Genomic DNA, 19,964 nt, shown 5'->3' with positions numbered 1-19,964 from the left:
GTTCGGATCAGCGAACGGCTTGTCGTCGTCGATCAACGCCGTCCGGCGGAGTCGACGTGACCTGAGCGGCAATTTCCGGCGGCATGTGATCGGTAGCTCTTCGACCGGTCAATCGATCACTCCAACGTCGTCCAGCGCTGGGGCCTTGAGGTCCCGGAGCAATCAAGAAGACCGTTCCCAACCCGAATACCAAACCGGCAAACAACGAACCAAAGGTCACGGAGAAACCGGACATGCCTTCGGGAGAATCGCCCACCTGTGGCGGTCCCAATTCCGCGAGCAAGTTGGTCGACAAAGCGGCCGAACGACTGGCTTGTGCTTCACCCAGCGCGGCTTCGGCTTCGGCCAACTGTTGCGTCAAAGCTTCGACTTCATTGTCCAGTTTTGAATAGCTCGTGCGAACACCGGCCAATCGACTCAGTTTCTCCTGCAGTTGATCTTGTTTGTTCTTCAATCGTTGAACACGATCCTCGGCCAACTTCAAGGTTGGCTTCATAGCACGAACGGCCGCTTTGGCTTCTTCCAACATCCGAGCAGTGATTTCGCGTTCGGTGGTGATTGCGGAACGACGTCGGGGATGTTGCTCGGTGTAAACGCTGGCCAATCGACTCGATTCGATTTGGGCATCGATCAACCCGTCCTTCAACCGCTGCAACGAAGGTTGGCTGGACAGCAATTCATCTCCACTGACCAACAACTGTCTAGGGTCTTGCGAACCGGCGATCAGCAGTTGCTGCAAAGCGTTCAGACGTTCCAGCTCCAATTCGGCCAGTTGCAATTCTTTGGCATTGTCTTCCATGGTCCGGCGGTTCGCACCGTCGCCCGAAATGGCATCGTTGAGGTTCCGCAGCTCACTGAGGTCAGAACCGAAGCGAACTTCGATCTCATTCATCTTGGCCAATACGGAATCCAATTTCTGACGTGTCAAATCGCGAGCATTGGTCAACTCAACAATGACGCTGTCCGCTCGAATGCGTCGAACCGTTCGCAGGTGGCTGGTGAGATTGCCCAGCAAGGCACGACAAAAGTCGGAGGCACGCTCAGGGGATTCCGCTTCGACCTTCAAATAAACCAATTCGCTGTTGCCGAATTCGCTCCCTTGAGGAGCCACCACGTTTACACGTTTATTCGCGACGGTATCGACCAAGGTGGTGGATGGATAGTTTTCGTCCGTTCCACCACCGACGGGTCCGACATCGCGAAGAGCGGCCGCTACCACTTCTGGATTGCGAGCCATTTCCAGCAGCGTTTCTTGAGCGGCCTTCAAATCGGTTTGGCTGGAGAAACGTCCCAAGCGATCCACCGCACCGGTTGCTTCGTCACGAAGCACCAAGGGTTGGCGTGCAGCCCAGCGGTCGCTGGAAAACAAAGCGACCCCCAAGCCCAAGATGCCAAACACCACGGCTGCTCCACACCAAACAGGTGCGAATAGAACGAGGACATTACGAATGTGTTTCCACGGAATCGGAGCTGCAGACATTTGGAACACGGGTCAAAATTGGAGGACACAAGGAATGTTCCCCCAAACGTAGGATGTCCCTGGTGCCATTCAGGCAGAATTCAGCGGCATTCTGAATTCTGCCCCCGCGAGGCACTTGGCTCATTCAGCCTTTCCGATAGTATCGTTTGTAGCGGCAAAACTCTCGCGATACCGTTGGCCCAACTCGACGTAATGCTGGTTGCCTTCGCGAGTACGTTCACGCAATGCGTCGGAAACTTCTTTCACCGCTTTCGCGGGTGTACCAATTGCCAACATACCATCGGGAATGACGGTGCCTTCGGTGACCAGGGCTCCGGCCGCCACAATAGCCCCTTTGCCTATGGTGGCTCCGTTGAGCACGATCGCCCCAATGCCGATCAGCGCATCATCCTCCACGGTCGCTCCATGAACGACAGCCGAGTGGCCGACGGTCACACGTTCCCCGATCACGCACGGCATTCCTGGGTCGCAGTGCAGCACACATTGGTCTTGGATGTTACTGTGACGACCGATGACGATCTTCTCCGTGTCGCCTCGCATCACGGCACCGAACCAAATGCTGACTCCTTCCGCCACATGAACCTCACCCAACACGGTGGCGTTGGGGGCAATGAAGACGGAAGGGTCGATCAACCGTTGATCCGGGGTCGCCGTCACCACAGGATCACGACGCGGCCGTTCGTCCTGATCCCGATCCATTGAGTTTGTCATCCGAACAGCCTGTGCTAGAGAGTCCAATCGTTTGCAGCCAACGCCAGAATCATCCGAATCACCGGAATCTCATTCCGACGACAAACTCCCGCCACGAAACATTTTTTCGCGGTTCGTGGTGTCGTGTTTCGTTCTGGCGATCCGATGGTATCAAGTTGTGATCAGTCCGATGATGGGGCCTAGCTGTCGCTTCACCCCCACCTGCAGTGCTTACGCCATTGAGGCAATTCAAAAACACGGCCCATTTCGTGGGACTTGGCGAGCCATTAGACGAATCGGCCGGTGCCATCCATGGAACCCCGGCGGCTACGATCCACCCTGAGTTCACGATCGGGCAACTTGCCTTCGCGAAACCACGGTGGATTCTCACCCGTGCGCGGATTGCTATCATCCGTACATGGCATCTCCTTCCGATACACCCCGCCCCTTCGTTCCACGCTGGATCATTTCCGGTGGGCAAACCGGCGTCGATCGTGGTGCCCTCGACGCAGCGATGGAGCTTGGAATCCCACACGGTGGATGGTGTCCGGCCGGACGCATTGCGGAAGATGGACGCATCCCCGACCAATATGAATTGCAAGAGCACGCGTCGTCGCATTACCCCGACCGAACCGAGCAAAATGTCGTCGACACCGATGCCACGTTGATCTTGTATCGCAACAAACTCAGTGGCGGCACGGCACTGACCAAACGCATCTGTCGACGCGAGGATCGCCCCTGCTTGGCCGTCAATTTAAGATCAATTCCCGCGGCAGCCAAACGCATCCGTCGTTGGCTCAATGAAGTTCAGCCGGACAACCTGAACGTGGCGGGACCTCGCGAAAGCAACTCACCAGGCATTTGCCAACAGACGCATGAACTGATGCGAATCATTCTGCAAGGCGGTGGCGACGATCAGTCTTCTTTGTTCTGAACGATCTCTGCCATCAGGTAACTGCGGAGGCTGCCCAAGACTTCTCGAACACAACCATTTAAATCGCGGTTGCGACGGTCGCGATTTCGCACCGGTTGGATGGAGACTCGCAGATTGGTCTGCGTGATCGCATGGTCGGTGCGGCTTCGTTTGCCCAAACCTTCGTTGAGGTGAATCATCACATGCAACGTGATTCGGTGATCGCTGGCGCGTCGTCCTTTGCCACCACAATGAGCCACAATCCGCAACGAGACAACGTTGCCAGAAACCTGAATGATCTCCGCACGGTGATCCGAGATGAAACCACGCAGCTTTTCGACCGCCAAATCAGTTGGCACCGGAGTGACCAACAGGAATTCGCAACCGTGATCTTGCTTGCCTGATGTCAACCAACTGAACCAGCTGCTGGAACTCGCTTCGGCCTCTTCTTGTTGAATGCCGGAACCAAGCTGAACCACCCGGTTACGTCCGTTCTCTTTGGCTTTCAAAAGGGCGCGGTCGGCACGAGCCAAGATGGTTTCTGCGGCGTCACCGGATTGATATTCCGTCACACCGAAGCTGACCGTGACCGATTCCCCCTTCAAACCGTCCAGCGGCGTGACCTCGATCGCACGACGAATTTGTTCGGCACGACGAGCCGCCGTGGCGTTGTCGCTGTTGATCGCTAGGAACACAAACTCCTCGCCACCGTAGCGAGCGACCAAATCCTCATCGCGAGTGTGTTTTTCCAGCACGCGGGCGAACTGCACTAACGCTTCGTCACCGGCGGGGTGCCCGTGCACGTCGTTGACTTGTTTGAAGTGATCGATGTCACAAATGATCAAGCTAAACGTGTTGCCATTTCCCTTGGCGTCCGAAGTCGCCTTGCTCAAACGAGAATCAAATTCGGCGCGGTTGGCAATTCCGGTCAGTGGATCGCTGGTGGCTTTTTTATGCAGAGTTTGAATTTGGCTTTGCAGCTTGGTGCGGTCCGACATGTCTCGAAGCACCACAACCGCGCCACCACCATAGCCATCATTCACGGGGGTTGCTTGGAACAGAACGTCTCGCGTGTTGCCGCCATGGTTGACCTTCATCGTTCGATTCACGGAGGTCTGCAAACGCAAGCTCTCTTCCAACGGACAAGTCTCTGGCTGATCACCAGAATCGGTCACGATTCCCAGTGAGTCGACATCGAAGTGGCGACCAACCATCGCATCGGATGCGACGCCGGTCATGCGTGAAAGCGTCTCGTTCCAATAGGTGACTTGGCCTTCGCAATCCGTGAACGCGACGCCGTCACGAATTTGAGCTCCCAGAGTCTCGTAGTACGGCAGGATGGAAACCGATTCGGTTTGCCACGTAACGGGCGAGCCCATTGAATCGGCATTTGAAATCCCCGATTCGGACATATCCTTCAGACTGCCCACGAAGTCAGGCGAATCCGATTGAAGCTTTTGCAACCAGCGATTCACAACGCTGCTGTGAAGCAACTCTGGACGATGCTCCAACATCGTTGCGAAATCGCGTGTGAGTTCTGGATCAAACTGAGTCCCGCTGCCACGAAAAAGCTCCTGAACCGCACGTTCGCGGCTAAGGGCCGGGCGATAGATCTGGTCAGTCGTCATGGCATCGAACGCGCCGGCGATCGACATCATCCGAGCACCCAACGGCAAGGCGTCGCCTCGAACATGGTCTTCTTGTCGACGCGAATCGTACCAAACGCCGCAGTATTTCACGATGTTCAGCAGATTCTGATCCGCCGTGCAGCCACGCAGAATCTCGCATGCGAGCTCGGAACAGGAGTCCATGGTCAGTTGTTCTTCCACGCTCAGCTTGCTGGGCTTGCGTAGAATGCGGTCGGGAATACCAATTTTCCCGACATCGTGCAGCAACGCGGCGACTTCGATTCGATCGCGGACGTCCTCGGCCAATCCCAAACGCTCACACCAAGCCGAACAAGCCAACGCCACTCGCAGACTGTGCGCCGCCGTGGGAGCGTGCTTGGTTCGCAGTGCGTAGAAGAGGGACGTCGCCATGCCCAAACGAACCATCGCCAAATGATTCTCGAACGGTCGAGTGTCCTCGGCCGAGGCGGACTGTCCATCCGTCGATGTGCCATCGGAAGCCATCGAACCGGGCAGATGGCCCGTCGCGGCTTCCCCCAAACCCAGCAACAACTCGCTCAACCGAGACGCCGAGTAGGCAGCGTCTTGAGATTGCTCTTGTTTGGCCACACGGTCCGCATCGTTGTCGGACACGGTGGGTTGCGAAATCGCATCCGCTTCCGTTACTTCCGCGGATGGATCGACAGAAGAATTGCCGGGGACAGTCACCGGCACGACGGATGGCAGGCTGTCGTGGGTCAGGTCGTTTGGAACCAAGTTGTCGTTCATGGCCGCTTGTTTTGCTTGAAATCTTTGGCGAGACGCAGAACCATAGGTTCCAAATATTGCCTGGTCGTCTGTGCCCCCCTCTCAAGTCTTCAGCAATGACGTATCGGCGATTGCCCGGACCAACTGACCGCCATGATCCGCATGACCCTGCTGATCCAAACAATCGGCAGCCTACGAAATTGGAGGTCCGTCTCTGGTCAAATCCTCGCAAATCGTCGGATTTCGTCCTCACATAGCCCCCAATCGCTACAGCCTCCTTCATCGCAATCTTCGGCGAAAAACTTGCCACCGGCGGGTGGTCGATCTAACATGGCGGAAAGGCTTATGACGGATCTTCCGCCCTCATTCCTGAGTCACTCGGCTCACCGCTCTTGTCTTATCGGATCTTCCATCTTCCCGGATCTTCACTGTGAGCCTCTCCGACGTCGATCGTCAATTGCTTCAACGTTGTCTGGACCGCGAACCCCGTGCGTGGCAAGACTTCGTCGATCGATTTGTTGGGCTGGTTGTCCACGTCGTCAATCGGACGGCGATGGGCCGTGGGTTGTCGATGGACGAAGCCACCCGTGATGACTTGGTCGCAGAAGTGTTCCTGGTTTTCATTCGCCACGATCTTGCGGTCCTGCGTCGATTCCGTCGTCAGTGCTCGCTGGCAACTTACCTGACCATCGTTGCTCGACGTGTGGTGGTTCGTCGTCTGATGGCCAATCAATCCGCCGCGAACACTCATCTGTCGAGCCCGAGCAGCAACGGGGCCACTGTCACAGGAGCCACCGTCAACGGCAGCAGCAACGGACACGCTCACCCGTGCCAAATCAACGGAGAACTTCAGCGGATTGAAAACGCTGAGGAAGTGCAGCACCTGATGATGCGTTTGGATCCGCGAGAAGCCAGCGTCGTTCGCATGTATCACTTGGAAGGCAAGTCTTACCAGGAAATCAGCCAAGCCGTTGGTCTGAACGAAAACAGCATTGGTCCGATGCTCCACCGGGCTCGTGCCAAGATGAGCGATCAGTAGAATCGCCGGCACCACTCGAGCCAACCGCTTTGGCCGACCGCTCTGGCCGACCGCGTGCGCCAACGCCCTCCACTCATCTGCTCGATTCGCAAAAAGACAATTCGGTTCAAAGTTGCTACGCTGATCCCACACAGTCAACGGATCGCGAATAGCACTTGGAAATTGGATGTCGCCTTCATCACCGTCCACTGGACCAGCCTCCGATTCATCTTCGACCGAATCGCTTGAGCGTGCACATCAGGTCCTGGAAACCGTCTGGGGATACGATTCGTTTCGGCCCCTGCAAGAGGAAGCAGTCCGAGACGTCATCCACGGACGTGACAGCTTGGTGGTTCTACCCACCGGCGGCGGAAAATCACTTTGCTACCAGGTTCCCGCATTGGTCCGCGACGGAATGGCGGTCGTCGTTTCGCCCTTGATCTCGTTGATGAAAGACCAAGTCGACGCATTGACCAACAACGGCGTCGCGGCCGCACTCGTCAACAGCACTCAAACCAACGATCAAAAACGGGAAACGGCCGATCGAATTCGTCGCGGCGAGATCAAGATTCTCTACCTCGCTCCCGAACGTTTGCTGACTGCGAAAACCATGGATTTCCTCCGTGGTGTTCCCATCTCCTTTTTCGCGATCGACGAAGCACACTGCGTCAGCAATTGGGGGCACGATTTCCGGCCGGAATATCGCGGGCTGCGCGTGCTCAAAGAGCAGTTCCCAAACGCGTCCGTGCACGCCTTCACGGCAACCGCGTCCCAACTCGTCCGAGACGACATCGCGGAACAACTCAACCTGGAAAATCCGCATGTACTGGTCGGCAACTTCGACCGTCCGAACCTGACTTATCGGATGGTTCGCAACGCCGGGAAGATGAATCAGATCCAACACTTCATCCAAAAGCATCCCGGCGAATCCGGCGTGGTGTACTGCATCACGCGCAAGGAAGTCGAACAAACTTCCGCGGCGCTTGCCGGCACGGGTGTGCGTGTGTTGCCTTATCACGCCGGCCTGTCAGACGAAGAACGACAGTCCAACCAGGAAGCTTTCATCCAGGAGAAAGTCGACGTGATCGTGGCAACGGTCGCGTTCGGAATGGGGATCGACAAATCCAATGTTCGCTACGTCATCCACGCCGGAATGCCAAAGTCGATTGAACACTATCAACAGGAAAGCGGTCGTGCGGGGCGAGACGGCTTGGCTGCGGAATGCGTTCTGATCCATGGCCCCGGCGATCTCATGTCATGGAAACGCATTCTTGAAAACGGAGACCGGAACAACTTCGACGCCGCGATGCAATCGCTCAACTCGATGGCGGCGTTTTGCAACGGTGTGCATTGTCGACATGCCGCGTTGGTCGAATACTTCGGACAGGAATACGACGCTGATAACTGCAACGCATGCGACGTATGCTTGGGGGAACTTGATGTGGTCGAAGACCCCATCACGCTTTCCCAAAAGATCCTTTCTTGCGTTGTGCGACTGAAGGAACGTTACGGCGCGGGCCATACCGTCAAGGTCCTCACCGGCTCTCGAGACCAAAAGGTTCTGCAAGCCGGGCATGATGAACTCAGCACTTACGGTTTGCTGTCCAACGACGGCGCCGCTGCCGTGAGGACCTGGATCGACCAATTGATCTCACAAAATCATTTGGTGTCAGTCGGCGAGTATCACTCCCTGCACCTCACGCCGTCCGGCCGCGAATTGCTGCGTGGTGAAGGACAGGTGTCGCTCACGCGAGTCGCCACCAAATCCAGTGCGTCCAACGCGGGCAGAGATTCTTGGGAGGGAGTGGACCGCGCCTTGTTCGATCACTTACGAGCGTTGCGGAGCCAACTGGCATCCGAACGTGGCGTCCCCGCCTACGTCATCTTTGGCGATGCGGTTCTGCGAGAACTGGCCAGGATTCGCCCCAGTTCACTTGCGAAGCTAGAAGGAATTCGCGGCATCGGCGAACACAAACGCAACGAATTCGGACAGCTCTTTCTCGATTCCATCAACGAGTATTGCGACCAGACATCCACCGACCGTGACCAAGCAAACGGCTCCGTTCCCACGCCGAAAATGCCCGTTCAACCCAATGCGGCCAGCATGCAGGCGGCGAACCTGTTTCGCGAAGGACATTCTGTTGACGAGGTTGCCCAAAGGATGGATCGGGCTGAGTCGACCGTCCACAAATACCTCGGCGAATTCATCCAGCTTGAAAAGATCACCGACCCGTCTCCGTGGGTCGACACCGATGAAGCCGCCGCGATTCGATCCGCATTGATGGCCGCAGAAGACGAACGCTTGCGGCCGATCTACGAAGCGCTCGACGAAAAGGTCTCCTACGAAAAGATCCGCATTGTATCGAGCTGTCTTAAGAACGAGTTGTCAGCGTCAAACAGCGAGTGAACCACTCGAGTGGCAACACTTCACTCGCCCCTTCAAGTTCGATCGTTCCATCGAGTTCGTAACGCGTCCAACAACACCGCGACGACAATCACCAACCCGGTGATGATTTGCTTGCTGGCGTCGGAGACTCCTAACTGCGCGAGCCCCGTTTGCAGAACCTGGATGATCAACACGCCAATGAAGGACCGGATCACGTTCCCACGACCGCCCATTAAACTGGTCCCCCCAATCACACAGGCGGCAATGGCAGCCAGCTCAATGCCAATTGCCGCATTGGGATCGGACGACGACAAACGTGAAGTTTGTGCCAGCCCGGCCATGCCACACATCACTCCGCTGAGCACAAAGATCGAGACACACAACGGCGCCGAACGGATGCCCGACATTCTGACTGCTTCAGCGTTTGTTCCAATCGCGATGCAGTAACGCCCCCAAATGGTCCGCGTTAAAAAGAGTTGCCCGGCCACGACCGCGGCAATGGCCACCATGAACGCCGGTGAAATTGCCAATCCTTGAATCGGTTGTCCGAACCATTCGATGCGGCTGCCGATGTAGATCGACTTGGATTCCGTGACGACTTTCGTAGCTCCGCGTGCCATTTCCAACATCCCCAACGTCACAATGAACGAAGGGATTCCAAAGCCAACCGAGATCGCACCATTGATGCCGCCCGCCGCGGCAGAAACCAAAATGGCGATGGGAAATGCCAACCAAATGGACCAACCGTGAACGTCCATCAACACGCCCAACACAGCCGATGCCAACGCCAACAACGCCCCCACGGACAAGTCGATTCCGCCGATGATCAACACCAACGTCATCCCGACCACCAAGAACGTCAGATCCGGAATCTGATTCGCAATCGACACCACGGTGGATGCCTGAAAGAAGTTCTTGCTGAGCATGGAAAAGACCGCGACCAACACGGCCAGCACGGCAACCAAACCCAGATGAGGCGTCAATGAACGCAAAATGGATTCCACGCGATTCATTGAGCAGCCTCCGCCTTTGATCGTTGTCCGAACGAAGCTTGCAGAATCGCTTCCTCATCAAATTCACTTCGCTGAAACGTTTGCACCAAGCGTCCCGAAGACATCACCGCGATCGCGTCACAGGTCTCAAACAACTCTTCCAAATCACTACTGACAATCACAATCGTTTTGCCTTCCTCGGCCAATCGTTCAAACAGTTCATACATTTTCGATCTCGCGGCGACATCAATCCCTCGCGAAGGCTCGTCAAACAAGAACACATCCGCGCCACGAGTCAGCCACTTCGCCACCGCGACTTTCTGCTGGTTACCACCACTGAGCGTCCCAACCGTTTGCGACAATGATTGACTTCGCGTTTCAAGCGAAAGATGGATCTGCATCGCATCCTGCTTCTCTCGCGTTTGATCAATCCAACCTCGGCTCGAGTACTTCGTCGCCAAAGCCGCCAGCGAAGTGTTGGCCAGAATCGATTGACTCAGCAACAAACCATTTTGCTTGCGGTCTTCCGTGACCATCGCAAACCCCGCCGAGACGGCCTCCGACGGATGACTGAATCGTCGAGCTGGCGAATCACCGATGGCAACCGTGCCAGACTCAGCCACATCGGCACCGAACACCGCTCGCAAGAACTCCGTCCGTCCAGCGCCGACCAATCCCGCGATTCCCAAACGTTCCCCACGGCGTACGTTCAATGACACATCGCGAACCATGCCGCAGGAAAGGTTCTGAACCCGAAGTCCCGTCTGCTCGGTTCGGTGGCTGTTGAAATTTGGCGAGTCGTTGCTCTGGCCTAGCTTTTTCTCGTCCGCTTCTTGAGCCCCAGAACTCATCCACGCGACCATCTTTTCTCGATCCACTTCGATCGTGGGAGTCGTTGTGACCAATCGGCCATCACGTAGCACGCTGATTCGGTCAGAAAGTTGCTGAACTTCTTCCAACCGGTGGGAGATGTAAATGATCGCAACGCCTTGGTCTCGCAAACCACGCAGATGGCGAAACAGTTCTTCCGATTCGGTTCCCGACAACGCCGCGGTGGGCTCATCGAGAATCAATACCCGAGCGTCACGTGCCAGCGCCGCTGCGATCTCCAACATTTGTTGCTTTCCAACGCCGAGATCGCCAACCAGCGTCTTGGTATCGACATCGTTCAATCCAAAACGATCCAAGATCATTCTCGCGTCTCGGTGCAGTCCCGCGACGCGGAGGACTCCCCATTGATGAGGCAAACGAGTCAGACGCAGGTTCTCCGCCACTGACAACGTTTCAATCAGATTCAATTCTTGGTGAACAATTTGCACACCGTGAGCTTCCGCATCTTGCTTGCTGGCGGGTTGATAACTTGTATCGCCCAACGTCATGCATCCATCGGAAGCAGGCGTCAAACCGCTGATGATTTTGCACAACGTGCTCTTGCCCGCCCCATTTGCTCCGAGCAGAGCGTGAATTTGTCCCGCCGCGAATTCGATCGAAACGTCGCGGAGAACGGTGACGTTCCCGTAACGTTTCATCAGCCCTTCGACCGACAAGAATGTGGCACCACTCATTGGCTCAAGGTGTTGGCGGGGGTTCAAGGTGTTGGCGGGGGCTCAAGGTGTTGGCGGGGCCAATGTGTCGGCGGTGATCAAATCCACCGGCGTTTCGACATCCTCAATCGCGTCCGACGCGACAGACTCTTCTTGCGACAGGTGCTTCAGTGCGGCTTCGATGCCAAACACTGCCAATTGGTCGCCGTGTTGATCCGCCGTCGCGAGCACCTTGCCTTCGCGAATGGCTTGTTGAATGGCAGAGATATTGTCGAAGCCAACAATTTGCACCTCACCGGATCGTCCCGCACTTTTGACGGCTGCGATTGCCCCCAAAGCCATGGAATCGTTGGCGGCCAAGATCGCCGACACCTCGGGATGCTCACTCAAGATCGAAGACGCGACGGTGTTGGCACGTGACATTTCCCAGTCCGCCGATTGACTGCTGACGATTTGCATGCCCGCCTCTTTCATCGCGTCTTCGAAACCCAGACGACGCTGCTGAGCGTTGAACGACGTCTGAATGCCTTCCAAAATCGCGACTTGATCGCCCTTTCGATTCGCCGCCAAATACTCACCGACTTTCTTAGCCCCCGCGCGGTTGTCTGGGCCAACAAACGGAATCGTGATGCCCTCTTCTTGGAGGACCTCCGCATCCAAACGATTGTCAATGTTGATCACGGTGACTCCGGCTTCCATCGCGCGTCGCAGCGTTGGAACCAGCACGCGAGAGTCGGCCGGTGCGATCACGATCGCATCCACACCACTGGCAACCATTTCCTCCACCAACGCAACCTGACGGCTCACATCGCGTTCGTCTTTGATTCCGTTGACGACCAACTCGTATTCTTCCGCGTGCTCAGCTTGGTGAGCTTCCGCTCCCTTCGCCATGGTCGAAAAGAACTCGTTCGCCAACGATTTCATGATCAATGCCACGCGAGGCTTGCCGCTATCCTCGGCGGATCCGGCGGTGTCCGTTCGCGAAGAACATCCGCTGAACAGAAGCGTCAAAGCGACCACGAACCAAACATTTCGTCGCAGCACGACGGTGGAAGCAACATTCATACGAGGGGATTCTGGGGTGGGAATGAAGTCGATGGACTGAAGGGAACCGCATAGCATAGCGGCTTTGCGTTTTGGCGAGGGGTTGATCCCGAACGAATCCAAACCCAAATTGCGGGTGAATCATTTTGTCCTCTTTCACCAATCACCGGTCGAATCATGTTTGCTTTGGATGTCGTTTCACGCATCGTTCACGTCGCGACCGCGATCACTTTGGTGGGCGGTTCCACGTTCTTGCTGCTGGTGTTGCTGCCTTCGGCCAAGCTGATTTCTGAAGAAGCCCATCAAACGCTCTCGCAGGCCGTGGTCGGTCGATGGAAACGGTTCATCCACGCTGGCATTTTGCTGTTCCTGGTCAGTGGTTTTTACAACTACATGCGAGCGATCCCCAATCACAAAGGCGATGGTCTGTATCACGCGTTGCTCGGTATCAAGATGCTGTTGGCCTTCGTGATCTTTTTTCTGGCGTCAGCCTTGGTCGGACGCAGCGCCGCGTTTGCCGGGATCCGTGAAAATCGTTCGAAGTGGTTGGGCATCGTCGTTCTGTGCGCGGCGATCATCGTTGGGATTTCTGGTTTTGTGAAAGTTCGCGGACCGGTGACTGCTGACGAAACATCGACGTCGCAACCCGCATCGGCGGCGACGGAGTGACCGAGTTTCGCGATTGGCTGAACGAACGATTTCGGCCGGGCGAGGTTCGTCTGTTGTTCTGGTCAATCGCTTGGTTCTTTTGCCTGCTCGGCGGTTACTATCAACTGCGACCGCTGCGAGAAACAGAAGCCTTTGCACGCGGCAGCGATGAAATTCCGTGGCTGTTTTTGGCCAGCTTTCTCGCCATGCTGATTGCGTCGCCGATCTACTCTGCCGTTGCCAATCGCGGACGCGGCCTGAAGCTGGTCAGTCGTGTCTATCGGTTCTTTGAACTGAACCTGTTGCTCTTCTTTCTCGCGATGCAAATCACTGACTCGACCGTTGCGAGTTGGGTGGGCCGCATCTTCTTTGTCTGGCTCAGCGTATTCAACCTGTTCGTTGTGTCGCTGATGTGGAGTGTCTTCACTGACGCCTACCGAAGTGAACAAGCCAAGCGACTATTCGGATTCATCTCTGCCGGTGGAACCGTAGGCGGCATCGCGGGATCCGCCTTTGCGAACTGGTTGTCCAGTTTTGCGGATGTCTCCTACGTCCTGATCGTCGGACTAGTCGCACTGGAGCTTTGCCAGTTCTGTGGACGCCATTTTCTCGCAACGCTGCGACGTTCCGCTGACCAGACATCTGAATCATTGACGCAGCACAGATCCTCTGACGAGGTTCAAACTTCCGGCGACGACAATCCACCGCCACGGTCACTTTGGACGGGCATTTCGGCAGTTTGGCGTTCGCCTTATTTGCTTGGAATGTGCACGTTCATGCTGACGCTGCAAGCTTGCGCGACAACGGTCTACTGCGAACAAGCCGACTTCATCCGAGAAGCCAACCTGAGCGAGTCCGCTCGTTTCAGTTTGGTTTCGAAGATCAATTTGTGGGTGCTTTGTTTGACGCTGGCTGTCCAAGTGTTGGGCACCGCAACATTGCTTCGCAAAGTCGGCATGACGATTGTGCTGGGGCTTTTTCCAATCATCTATGTGATCGGATTTGCCGGTTTGGCTTGGATGCCCAACTTGCATTGGATGGTCGGATTGGTGGTGGTCCACCGTGCGGCCAGCTACGCCGTGTTCGCCCCGGGGATCCAAGTTCTGTACACCGTCGTGGACCGCCGAACGCTGTATCAAGCCAAAGGTTTCTTGGACACCGCCGTCGTTCGAGGGGGTGACGTCTTGTCGGCGCAATTGTTTGGTGCACTTCGACTGGCGGGGCTGAATCTGACCACGATCGCCGCTGGCTTCGTTCCCATCGCGATCCTCACTGGACTTCTGGGCAGCCGAATGGGCTATCGCCAAAACCAAATGCAGAACCGGGGTCGCCCGGCCGGCCATGATTGACCCGCTCGGTGGCCATTCGTAGACTTGGTCGGTTTCCGCCCAGCAATTCTCGACGAAATTCGCGCACGCCGGCCAGCAATCGCTCGCCGGCATCATTTTTTTTCAGTCGAGGTTTTACGGGCTCACGACTTCCCCTGCACTTACCCAACGCAATTCGGGACACGCATCGATCATGGATCAAGCGATTGCCAAAGCCGACACCCTCATCGAAGCCATGGGATGGATCCGGCGGTTTCGCGGCAAAACCACAGTCATCAAGCTGGGGGGCAGTCTGCTAGAAAATCGCGAAGCGTTGCAGCACTTGTTGCTCGACGTGATCTTCATGGAAACGGTGGGTCTACGTCCCGTTGTTGTTCACGGAGGTGGAAAAGCGATCACGGAAGCGATGGCCAAAGCCGGCATCGAGGCTCATTTCATTCGCGGTCGCCGCGTCACCGATGAGGCTTCGTTGAAGGTGGTGGAACAAGTTCTGGCCGGTGAGCTGAACGTGGAACTGACCGAGATGATGGAGCGTTTCGGCGGCCGGGCGATCAATCTTTCGCCACGCACCACTTGCGTTTTGAAGGGCAAGAAACTCATCGATCCCGAAGGCGATGATCTGGGTTTTGTGGGCGAAGTCACCGAAGTGGATCGCGACGTGATTGAAGGGCTTGCCTACACCGATCAAGTCGCTGTGATCCCGTCGTTGTGCGAGGATGAAAACGGACAGCTCTACAACGTCAACGCCGACACCGCTGCGATGGCGGTTGCTCAATCGCTGGGAGCAGACAAGTTGGTGTTCCTATCGGACGTCAACGGCGTCCGGCGAGACCCATCCGATCCGGACACCATCATTCCGGCGTTGTCCGCCGAGGAAGCTCGCCAACTGATCCGCGACGGAGTGATTCAATCAGGAATGATTCCCAAGGTGGAAGCCTGCTTGGAAACGCTTGGCCGCGGCGTACAGAAAGTTCACATCATCGATGGACGTCTGCGACACTCGCTGTTGCTTGAAATCTTCACCACCGACGGCGTGGGCACGGAGATTCACCAGTGAGCGGGTCGGCTCCCAGCGAACTCGACGATGGATGGATCGATGCGGTCTCTGGCCGGATCTCCGCCACGGGAAACAACATCTACCGCGAAGTCCTTCGCCAATTCGCCGACCAGACGTCTTGGTCCGGCGATGCTGAGTTGAACGAACAACTCGTTTCGACGCTCCGATCACTGTCGAGTGACCATGCGGACGCGATCGCTCATTGCCAATCCACCGCCACGCGAGAATTGGCGTTGGAACAGGCTTTGGTCGCGGCTCGAGCCCACTTTCTCACGCAAGTCGCATCCGCGGACTCGTCATCCGACGGATCGCTGTCGCCCAAATGCGTCTGCATGGTCGGGTCGGATCACGGCGACGGCATCGTGGGCAGGATGGCCAGCGGTATCACGGAAAAGCGATCGGCGGAATGGCCGATGCTTCCGGGCTTTGTTCACGCGACCGCTGAAAAATTCATCGAGCGAATCGACGAATCCACGGCGATGGCATTGGTTTCTCCCATCGACCGAAGTGGAATTGGTGAACCGTTGTCGGCGGATTGGTGGCAACGATGTCGTCAGCGATGTGATCAAACCGGGACTCTGTTGGTTGTCGACCACAGCCAGTTGCCTCCGGTTGGCAATGGATATCTGTTCGCACACGAATTGGTTGGTGGCGTATCCGCCGACGCGGTCATTTTGTCCTCCGGCTTGGTCGGTGATCTACCAGGTGGATTGCTCGTGGCTTCGAACACAATTCGCGATCAACTGCGGGCACTCGGGAAATCCTCGTCGCACGCATCGCACGACCTGGTGGGTCGCCTGGTTTTGAAATCGTTGCTTACGTTGCAAGAAGCCAACGCGCTGGCCATCGACGCGAATGAATTCGCTGTCACGCTGGCCGAACGCATTGCAACGCGAGGCTGCGTGCGAGACATGCATACTTGCGGACGGACCGTGATTCTCGAGTTGGATGTCGAATCGGACGCTTGGACTCACCACGCAAGCCAACATCGGCTTCACGCAACGATTGCAAGCGAACATTCGGTCCTGTTTCAGCCTCCCTTGTTAATCTCCGACGAAGACCAGGAAGCGTTGATCGATCGCATCGACCGCGTGCTGGCGGATCTGGAAGGCGGCTCGGACGAACACATCGCGAGCGAAACCGAGTCAACGGGTACCAACGATGCAGGAGACGCGATTCTGTCGAACGATGCCCACGAGGTAGAAGAACATGAATCGGCGGGCCCCGCCGACGATGCCTGGGAAGACAACCATTCGGCATGGGACGACGCTGATGCACCCGAGTCGAACGAATCCGACGATGACCCTGCGTCGGATGAGGACGAAGATTACGAAGAAGAAACCGACGACGAGGAAGATGCCCTCGAAGCGGATGAAGAATTGGAAGATGAAGATGAGCTGAACGGTGAATCGGACGATGAGAGGGAAATCGTTGGCGAGGCGGAGCCGAACGAAACGCCGCAGTCGCAAGCTGCCCCCCAACCCACAGAAACAGAACAAACTGAACTGGAACAAGTCGAACTGGATGAGTTCGAGACCAACGAGGAAACGGAGAAATTCTGATGCGACACTTGCTAACACTCTTTGACCTGACACCGCAAGAATTGCGTCAGATCTTAGCGACCGCTCAAACCCTCAAAGCGAAGCTGAAACAGGGCGAACGCCCCGCCATTTTGGAACGCTACACCTTGGCGTTGTTGTTTGAAAAACCCAGCTTGCGAACTCGCGTCAGCTTCGAAACCGGGATGACCCACCTGGGCGGCAGCAGCCTTTTCCTCGGCGCAGATGTTGGCTGGGGCAAACGCGAATCACCGTCTGATTTTACGAGGGTCTTAGGGCAGTTCGTGGACGCCGTGGCATGCCGCGCCAAAGGTCATGACCGCGTGGAACAATTGGCTGAATACAACGCAGTGCCGGTCATCAATAGTCTGACGGACCTTTGCCACCCCTGCCAAGCCATCGCGGACGTGCTGACATTGCAGGAAAACTTTGGTGAAGTCAAAGGCCGCCACATGGTCTTCGTCGGCGATGGCAACAATGTGTCCAGGTCGTTGGCACTTGCCTGTGCGATGCTGGACATTCGCTTCACGCTCGCCTGCCCCGAAGGTTACGAACTGGATCAACCTTGGCTGGACCGCATCACGGCAAAATACCCCAACGCGAATCTGCAACAGATCGACGATCCGATCGCAGCGGTCAAAGATGCCGATGCAATTTACACCGACGTGTGGACCAGCATGGGGCAAGAGGCTGAATCAATCGTTCGCCGTGCGGCCTTCAAAGACTTCCAAGTCAATGAAGAGCTACTGCGAGCGGCCCCGAAGACCGCTCGCGTGCTCCATTGTTTGCCCGCCGTGCGAGGCGAGGAGATCACCGATGAGGTGATGGATGGTCCGCAAAGCGTTGTCATTGAACAAGCGGGCAATCGAATGCACGCTCAAAAAGCTTTGCTGATTCAACTTCTGCGACCCGAGTGGATCGCAGAGAACATTCAGGTTTGACCCGGCAAGTATAGCTGGCAAGGGAAGCCAACTCAAAGCAAAGGCATCAGCGACTTGCAAACTGCAATTCGCTGGTCGCGAATGGATTGGTTCGCACCTTGCCCGGTGTGAAATCGACGGTGTTGGAAACTAAAGTCGTCTCGGCGTTCTTGTCCGTGCCACTCGACTTGGCGTGGGACACCAAGTGAGGCGATGATTCACCCGCTTTGCAGATGAACGGGTTGGCAACCGGTCCCACATAACCACGACGTTGGTTCACGGGCGCGGCCTGACTGCGATAGTCGCAAGCGGGACTCACCACTGGCGGAGACGCAAACGGGCTGACGCCATAGGGCCGGAAGTGCCGCGAACCGTAGTAGACCGGTGGGTTAGTGGCAAAGTACGGCGGATTGGGGATGCTACTGCGATAAACCGAGCCGTAAGGTTGGTAAAAACCAAATGGCTGGAATCCAAAACCGTAGGGTGACTGAGCCGAGGCTTCTTCGCCGCCAAACAGCGATCCGACCACGACGGCCGCCGCAAAGACCATCGACGGAACCGCACAACGAGAGCGATCGATCGCCCGCAGTACGGTGGAAGTTCGAGACAACATGGTTGACCTGCTTTCTCTCCCAGCGGGAGCATATCGGGGTTGATTGGCTAAGTTTGAAACTGAACACCCCCGTGTACGTTCCACCGTAGTTACCCTGACAACCGTTGCAATCGGAACATTCGATGCAAACCGAAATTTTCCGCGTGCATACGTACAGTCATTCCGGTCAAACCATCGACTTCCGACGACTTGAAAACTCAACGCCCCGATGAGTCAACCATGAAGATCGCCTGCGTGATTCATTCTCTCGACGGTGGCGGTGCGGAACGAGTCATGGCAGGCCTCTCCTCGCGGCTGGCCCAACGTTCTCATTCGGTCACCCTGATCACGCTGGACGATGGATTGAACGATCGACACGAAGTCGACTCCGGCGTTCAACGAGTCTCACTCGACGTGCTTTCAACACCACAGCAACCCACGTCACTCTGGACGCGTGCGAGGGAACTTCGTCGAGCCATCACCCATGATCGCTGTGATGTTGTGCTCTCCTTTTGCGATGCCACCAATTGGCTGACACTGCTGGCGACCATCGGCCTTGGTCTTCCGGTGGTGGTCAGTGAACGGAGCGATCCCCGGCACCAAAGTCTTGGCCGCGCGCGGGAGTCACTTCGTCAACGCCTGTATCCACGAGCCGCGAGTGTGGTGTGTTTGAGCCAAGATGTTGCCACCACGCTCCGTGCCCGGATGAAGTGCCACACACGTGTCATTCCTAGCGCCGTCGAGGCTCCTCCGAATGTTGCCACCTCGGGTAACCAACCGTCATCAAGTTCCCAAACATGCCAACGACTTGTCGCGGTCGGACGGCTCGAAACTGAAAAAGGATTCGACCGATTGCTGCGGGCACTGCATCAGTTGCCAAGCGATGCACCGGAGTGGCATCTAACCATCCATGGGGAAGGTAGCCAGCGATCATCATTGCAGACGTTATCGTCTGAATTACAACTGGATGAACGCGTGGTGTTTCCCGGTTGGACACGTCCCATTTGGCACGCTTATCAACAAGCCGACTGGTTCGTGTTGCCCAGTCGCTACGAGGGATTCCCGTCTGCGTTGCTGGAAGCCATGGCTTGCTCAACAGCCGTTGTCGCCGTGGATGCGGCCGGATCGATCCGCGAAGTGATTGAGCATGGGCAAAACGGGTGGCTCGTTGCAAACGACGAAGCCGCCTTGCGAGACGGACTGCTTCATTGCCTCCGTGATCCACGACTACGAGACCATTTGGCAACGCAAGCTGCCGCTGTCGTCGAACGTTATGGCTGGGACGCGATGGTCGACGCCTATGAGACCTGCTTGCGTGAAGCGTGCGACTGAGCAGATTGTGCTGAGCAGAAAGGAGCGTTCAGATCGCTGAACGACCAGGACGGACGCACCAGTCACGCCGATACGCGACCAGCCGA

General features: G+C 56.4%; 17 protein-coding genes. 10 read left to right on the top strand and 7 right to left on the bottom strand.

Annotated features, from left to right (window positions below):
- Nucleotides 1–7 precede the first annotated feature (7 nt).
- Complete coding sequence (locus tag LOC70_RS19660) at nucleotides 8–1,480, bottom strand: hypothetical protein (RefSeq protein WP_230255676.1); 1,473 nt, start codon at nucleotides 1,478–1,480, stop codon at nucleotides 8–10.
- Between the two features lie 120 nt (nucleotides 1,481–1,600).
- Entirely contained in the window at nucleotides 1,601–2,191 is a 591-nt protein-coding gene (locus tag LOC70_RS19655) for a gamma carbonic anhydrase family protein (RefSeq protein ID WP_230255675.1), read from the bottom strand.
- A gap of 169 nt (nucleotides 2,192–2,360) precedes the next feature.
- Here LOC70_RS19655 and yidD point away from each other — a divergent pair, with 169 nt between their 5' ends.
- Together yidD and LOC70_RS19645 are read left to right on the top strand one after the other, a co-directional pair.
- Nucleotides 2,361–2,513: a membrane protein insertion efficiency factor YidD gene (gene yidD / locus LOC70_RS19650; protein WP_390889093.1), complete on the top strand. Its 153-nt coding sequence runs from the start codon at nucleotides 2,361–2,363 to the stop codon at nucleotides 2,511–2,513.
- A 75-nt stretch (nucleotides 2,514–2,588) separates the two neighbouring features.
- Nucleotides 2,589–3,104 carry a putative molybdenum carrier protein gene (locus tag LOC70_RS19645; RefSeq protein WP_230255674.1) on the top strand — a complete coding sequence of 172 codons (516 nt, stop codon included), beginning with the start codon at nucleotides 2,589–2,591 and terminating at the stop codon, nucleotides 3,102–3,104.
- Here LOC70_RS19645 and LOC70_RS19640 read toward each other — a convergent pair.
- Nucleotides 3,086–5,479, bottom strand: coding sequence for a sensor domain-containing diguanylate cyclase/phosphohydrolase (locus tag LOC70_RS19640; protein ID WP_230255673.1), 2,394 nt, complete (start codon nucleotides 5,477–5,479; stop codon nucleotides 3,086–3,088). The genes LOC70_RS19645 and LOC70_RS19640 overlap by 19 nt on opposite strands.
- Before the next feature lie 409 nt (nucleotides 5,480–5,888).
- Between LOC70_RS19640 and LOC70_RS19635 the strand changes: the two genes are divergently transcribed.
- The gene (locus LOC70_RS19635) at nucleotides 5,889–6,497 is read left to right on the top strand and encodes an RNA polymerase sigma factor (protein WP_230255672.1); all 609 of its coding nucleotides are present in this window, start codon (nucleotides 5,889–5,891) and stop codon (nucleotides 6,495–6,497) included.
- Nucleotides 6,498–6,663: 166 nt separating this feature from the next.
- Nucleotides 6,664–8,883, top strand: a complete 2,220-nt coding sequence (gene recQ / locus LOC70_RS19630; protein WP_230255671.1) for a DNA helicase RecQ — start codon at nucleotides 6,664–6,666, stop codon at nucleotides 8,881–8,883.
- A 32-nt stretch (nucleotides 8,884–8,915) separates the two neighbouring features.
- Here the strand turns inward: recQ and LOC70_RS19625 are convergent, their stop codons facing one another.
- Genes LOC70_RS19625 through LOC70_RS19615 form a run of 3 tightly spaced genes read right to left on the bottom strand, consistent with a single transcriptional unit; the run spans nucleotide 8,916 to nucleotide 12,463 of the window.
- Nucleotides 8,916–9,875 (bottom strand): ABC transporter permease, encoded by a 960-nt coding sequence (locus tag LOC70_RS19625; RefSeq protein WP_230255670.1) that lies wholly within the window; start codon nucleotides 9,873–9,875, stop codon nucleotides 8,916–8,918.
- Nucleotides 9,872–11,419 (bottom strand): sugar ABC transporter ATP-binding protein, encoded by a 1,548-nt coding sequence (locus LOC70_RS19620; protein ID WP_230255669.1) that lies wholly within the window; start codon nucleotides 11,417–11,419, stop codon nucleotides 9,872–9,874. Before LOC70_RS19620 ends, LOC70_RS19625 begins: the two co-directional genes overlap by 4 nt.
- Before the next feature lie 42 nt (nucleotides 11,420–11,461).
- Entirely contained in the window at nucleotides 11,462–12,463 is a 1,002-nt protein-coding gene (locus LOC70_RS19615) for a sugar ABC transporter substrate-binding protein (protein ID WP_230255668.1), read from the bottom strand.
- A 156-nt stretch (nucleotides 12,464–12,619) separates the two neighbouring features.
- Between LOC70_RS19615 and LOC70_RS19610 the strand changes: the two genes are divergently transcribed.
- From LOC70_RS19610 to argF, 5 genes are all read left to right on the top strand, one after another.
- A complete protein-coding gene (locus LOC70_RS19610; RefSeq protein ID WP_230255667.1) occupies nucleotides 12,620–13,111 on the top strand; it encodes a hypothetical protein in 492 nt (163 codons plus the stop codon).
- Entirely contained in the window at nucleotides 13,108–14,439 is a 1,332-nt protein-coding gene (locus LOC70_RS19605; RefSeq protein WP_230255666.1) for an NTP/NDP exchange transporter, read from the top strand. The genes LOC70_RS19610 and LOC70_RS19605 overlap by 4 nt, the downstream gene beginning before the upstream one ends.
- 172 nt (nucleotides 14,440–14,611) lie before the next feature.
- Nucleotides 14,612–15,475: an acetylglutamate kinase gene (gene argB, locus LOC70_RS19600; RefSeq protein WP_230255665.1), complete on the top strand. Its 864-nt coding sequence runs from the start codon at nucleotides 14,612–14,614 to the stop codon at nucleotides 15,473–15,475.
- Nucleotides 15,472–17,037: an aminotransferase class III-fold pyridoxal phosphate-dependent enzyme gene (locus LOC70_RS19595; protein WP_230255664.1), complete on the top strand. Its 1,566-nt coding sequence runs from the start codon at nucleotides 15,472–15,474 to the stop codon at nucleotides 17,035–17,037. The genes argB and LOC70_RS19595 overlap by 4 nt, the downstream gene beginning before the upstream one ends.
- On the top strand, nucleotides 17,037–17,975 hold the full coding sequence (gene argF, locus LOC70_RS19590) for an ornithine carbamoyltransferase (RefSeq protein ID WP_230255663.1): 939 nt from the start codon (nucleotides 17,037–17,039) through the stop codon (nucleotides 17,973–17,975). The genes LOC70_RS19595 and argF overlap by 1 nt, the downstream gene beginning before the upstream one ends.
- A 46-nt stretch (nucleotides 17,976–18,021) precedes the next feature.
- Here argF and LOC70_RS19585 read toward each other — a convergent pair whose 3' ends face one another.
- Complete coding sequence (locus LOC70_RS19585) at nucleotides 18,022–18,567, bottom strand: hypothetical protein (protein WP_230255662.1); 546 nt, start codon at nucleotides 18,565–18,567, stop codon at nucleotides 18,022–18,024.
- A 219-nt stretch (nucleotides 18,568–18,786) separates the two neighbouring features.
- On the opposite strand from LOC70_RS19585, the gene LOC70_RS19580 reads away from it, so the two are divergent.
- On the top strand, nucleotides 18,787–19,878 hold the full coding sequence (locus tag LOC70_RS19580; protein ID WP_230255661.1) for a glycosyltransferase: 1,092 nt from the start codon (nucleotides 18,787–18,789) through the stop codon (nucleotides 19,876–19,878).
- Nucleotides 19,879–19,964: the final 86 nt, after the last annotated feature.

Origin of the sequence: Rhodopirellula halodulae, assembly GCF_020966775.1 — a bacterium.
Classification (GTDB): Bacteria; Planctomycetota; Planctomycetia; order Pirellulales; family Pirellulaceae; genus Rhodopirellula; species Rhodopirellula halodulae.
The sequence above is the reverse complement of the archived record's forward strand: the minus strand, read 5'-3'. Positions and strand labels throughout refer to the sequence as shown.

Bases quoted from the DNA above. Each gene is read 5' to 3' on its own strand.
- LOC70_RS19660 (WP_230255676.1), bottom strand. From the start codon at position 1,480: ATGTCTGCAGCTCCGATTCCGTGGAAACACATTCGTAATGTCCTCGTT.
- LOC70_RS19655 (WP_230255675.1), bottom strand. From the start codon at position 2,191: ATGACAAACTCAATGGATCGGGATCAGGACGAACGGCCGCGTCGTGAT.
- yidD (WP_390889093.1), top strand. From the start codon at position 2,361: ATGATGGGGCCTAGCTGTCGCTTCACCCCCACCTGCAGTGCTTACGCC.
- LOC70_RS19645 (WP_230255674.1), top strand. From the start codon at position 2,589: ATGGCATCTCCTTCCGATACACCCCGCCCCTTCGTTCCACGCTGGATC.
- LOC70_RS19640 (WP_230255673.1), bottom strand. From the start codon at position 5,479: ATGAACGACAACTTGGTTCCAAACGACCTGACCCACGACAGCCTGCCA.
- recQ (WP_230255671.1), top strand. From the start codon at position 6,664: ATGTCGCCTTCATCACCGTCCACTGGACCAGCCTCCGATTCATCTTCG.
- LOC70_RS19625 (WP_230255670.1), bottom strand. From the start codon at position 9,875: ATGAATCGCGTGGAATCCATTTTGCGTTCATTGACGCCTCATCTGGGT.
- LOC70_RS19620 (WP_230255669.1), bottom strand. From the start codon at position 11,419: ATGAGTGGTGCCACATTCTTGTCGGTCGAAGGGCTGATGAAACGTTAC.
- LOC70_RS19615 (WP_230255668.1), bottom strand. From the start codon at position 12,463: ATGAATGTTGCTTCCACCGTCGTGCTGCGACGAAATGTTTGGTTCGTG.
- LOC70_RS19610 (WP_230255667.1), top strand. From the start codon at position 12,620: ATGTTTGCTTTGGATGTCGTTTCACGCATCGTTCACGTCGCGACCGCG.
- argB (WP_230255665.1), top strand. From the start codon at position 14,612: ATGGATCAAGCGATTGCCAAAGCCGACACCCTCATCGAAGCCATGGGA.
- argF (WP_230255663.1), top strand. From the start codon at position 17,037: ATGCGACACTTGCTAACACTCTTTGACCTGACACCGCAAGAATTGCGT.
- LOC70_RS19585 (WP_230255662.1), bottom strand. From the start codon at position 18,567: ATGTTGTCTCGAACTTCCACCGTACTGCGGGCGATCGATCGCTCTCGT.
- LOC70_RS19580 (WP_230255661.1), top strand. From the start codon at position 18,787: ATGAAGATCGCCTGCGTGATTCATTCTCTCGACGGTGGCGGTGCGGAA.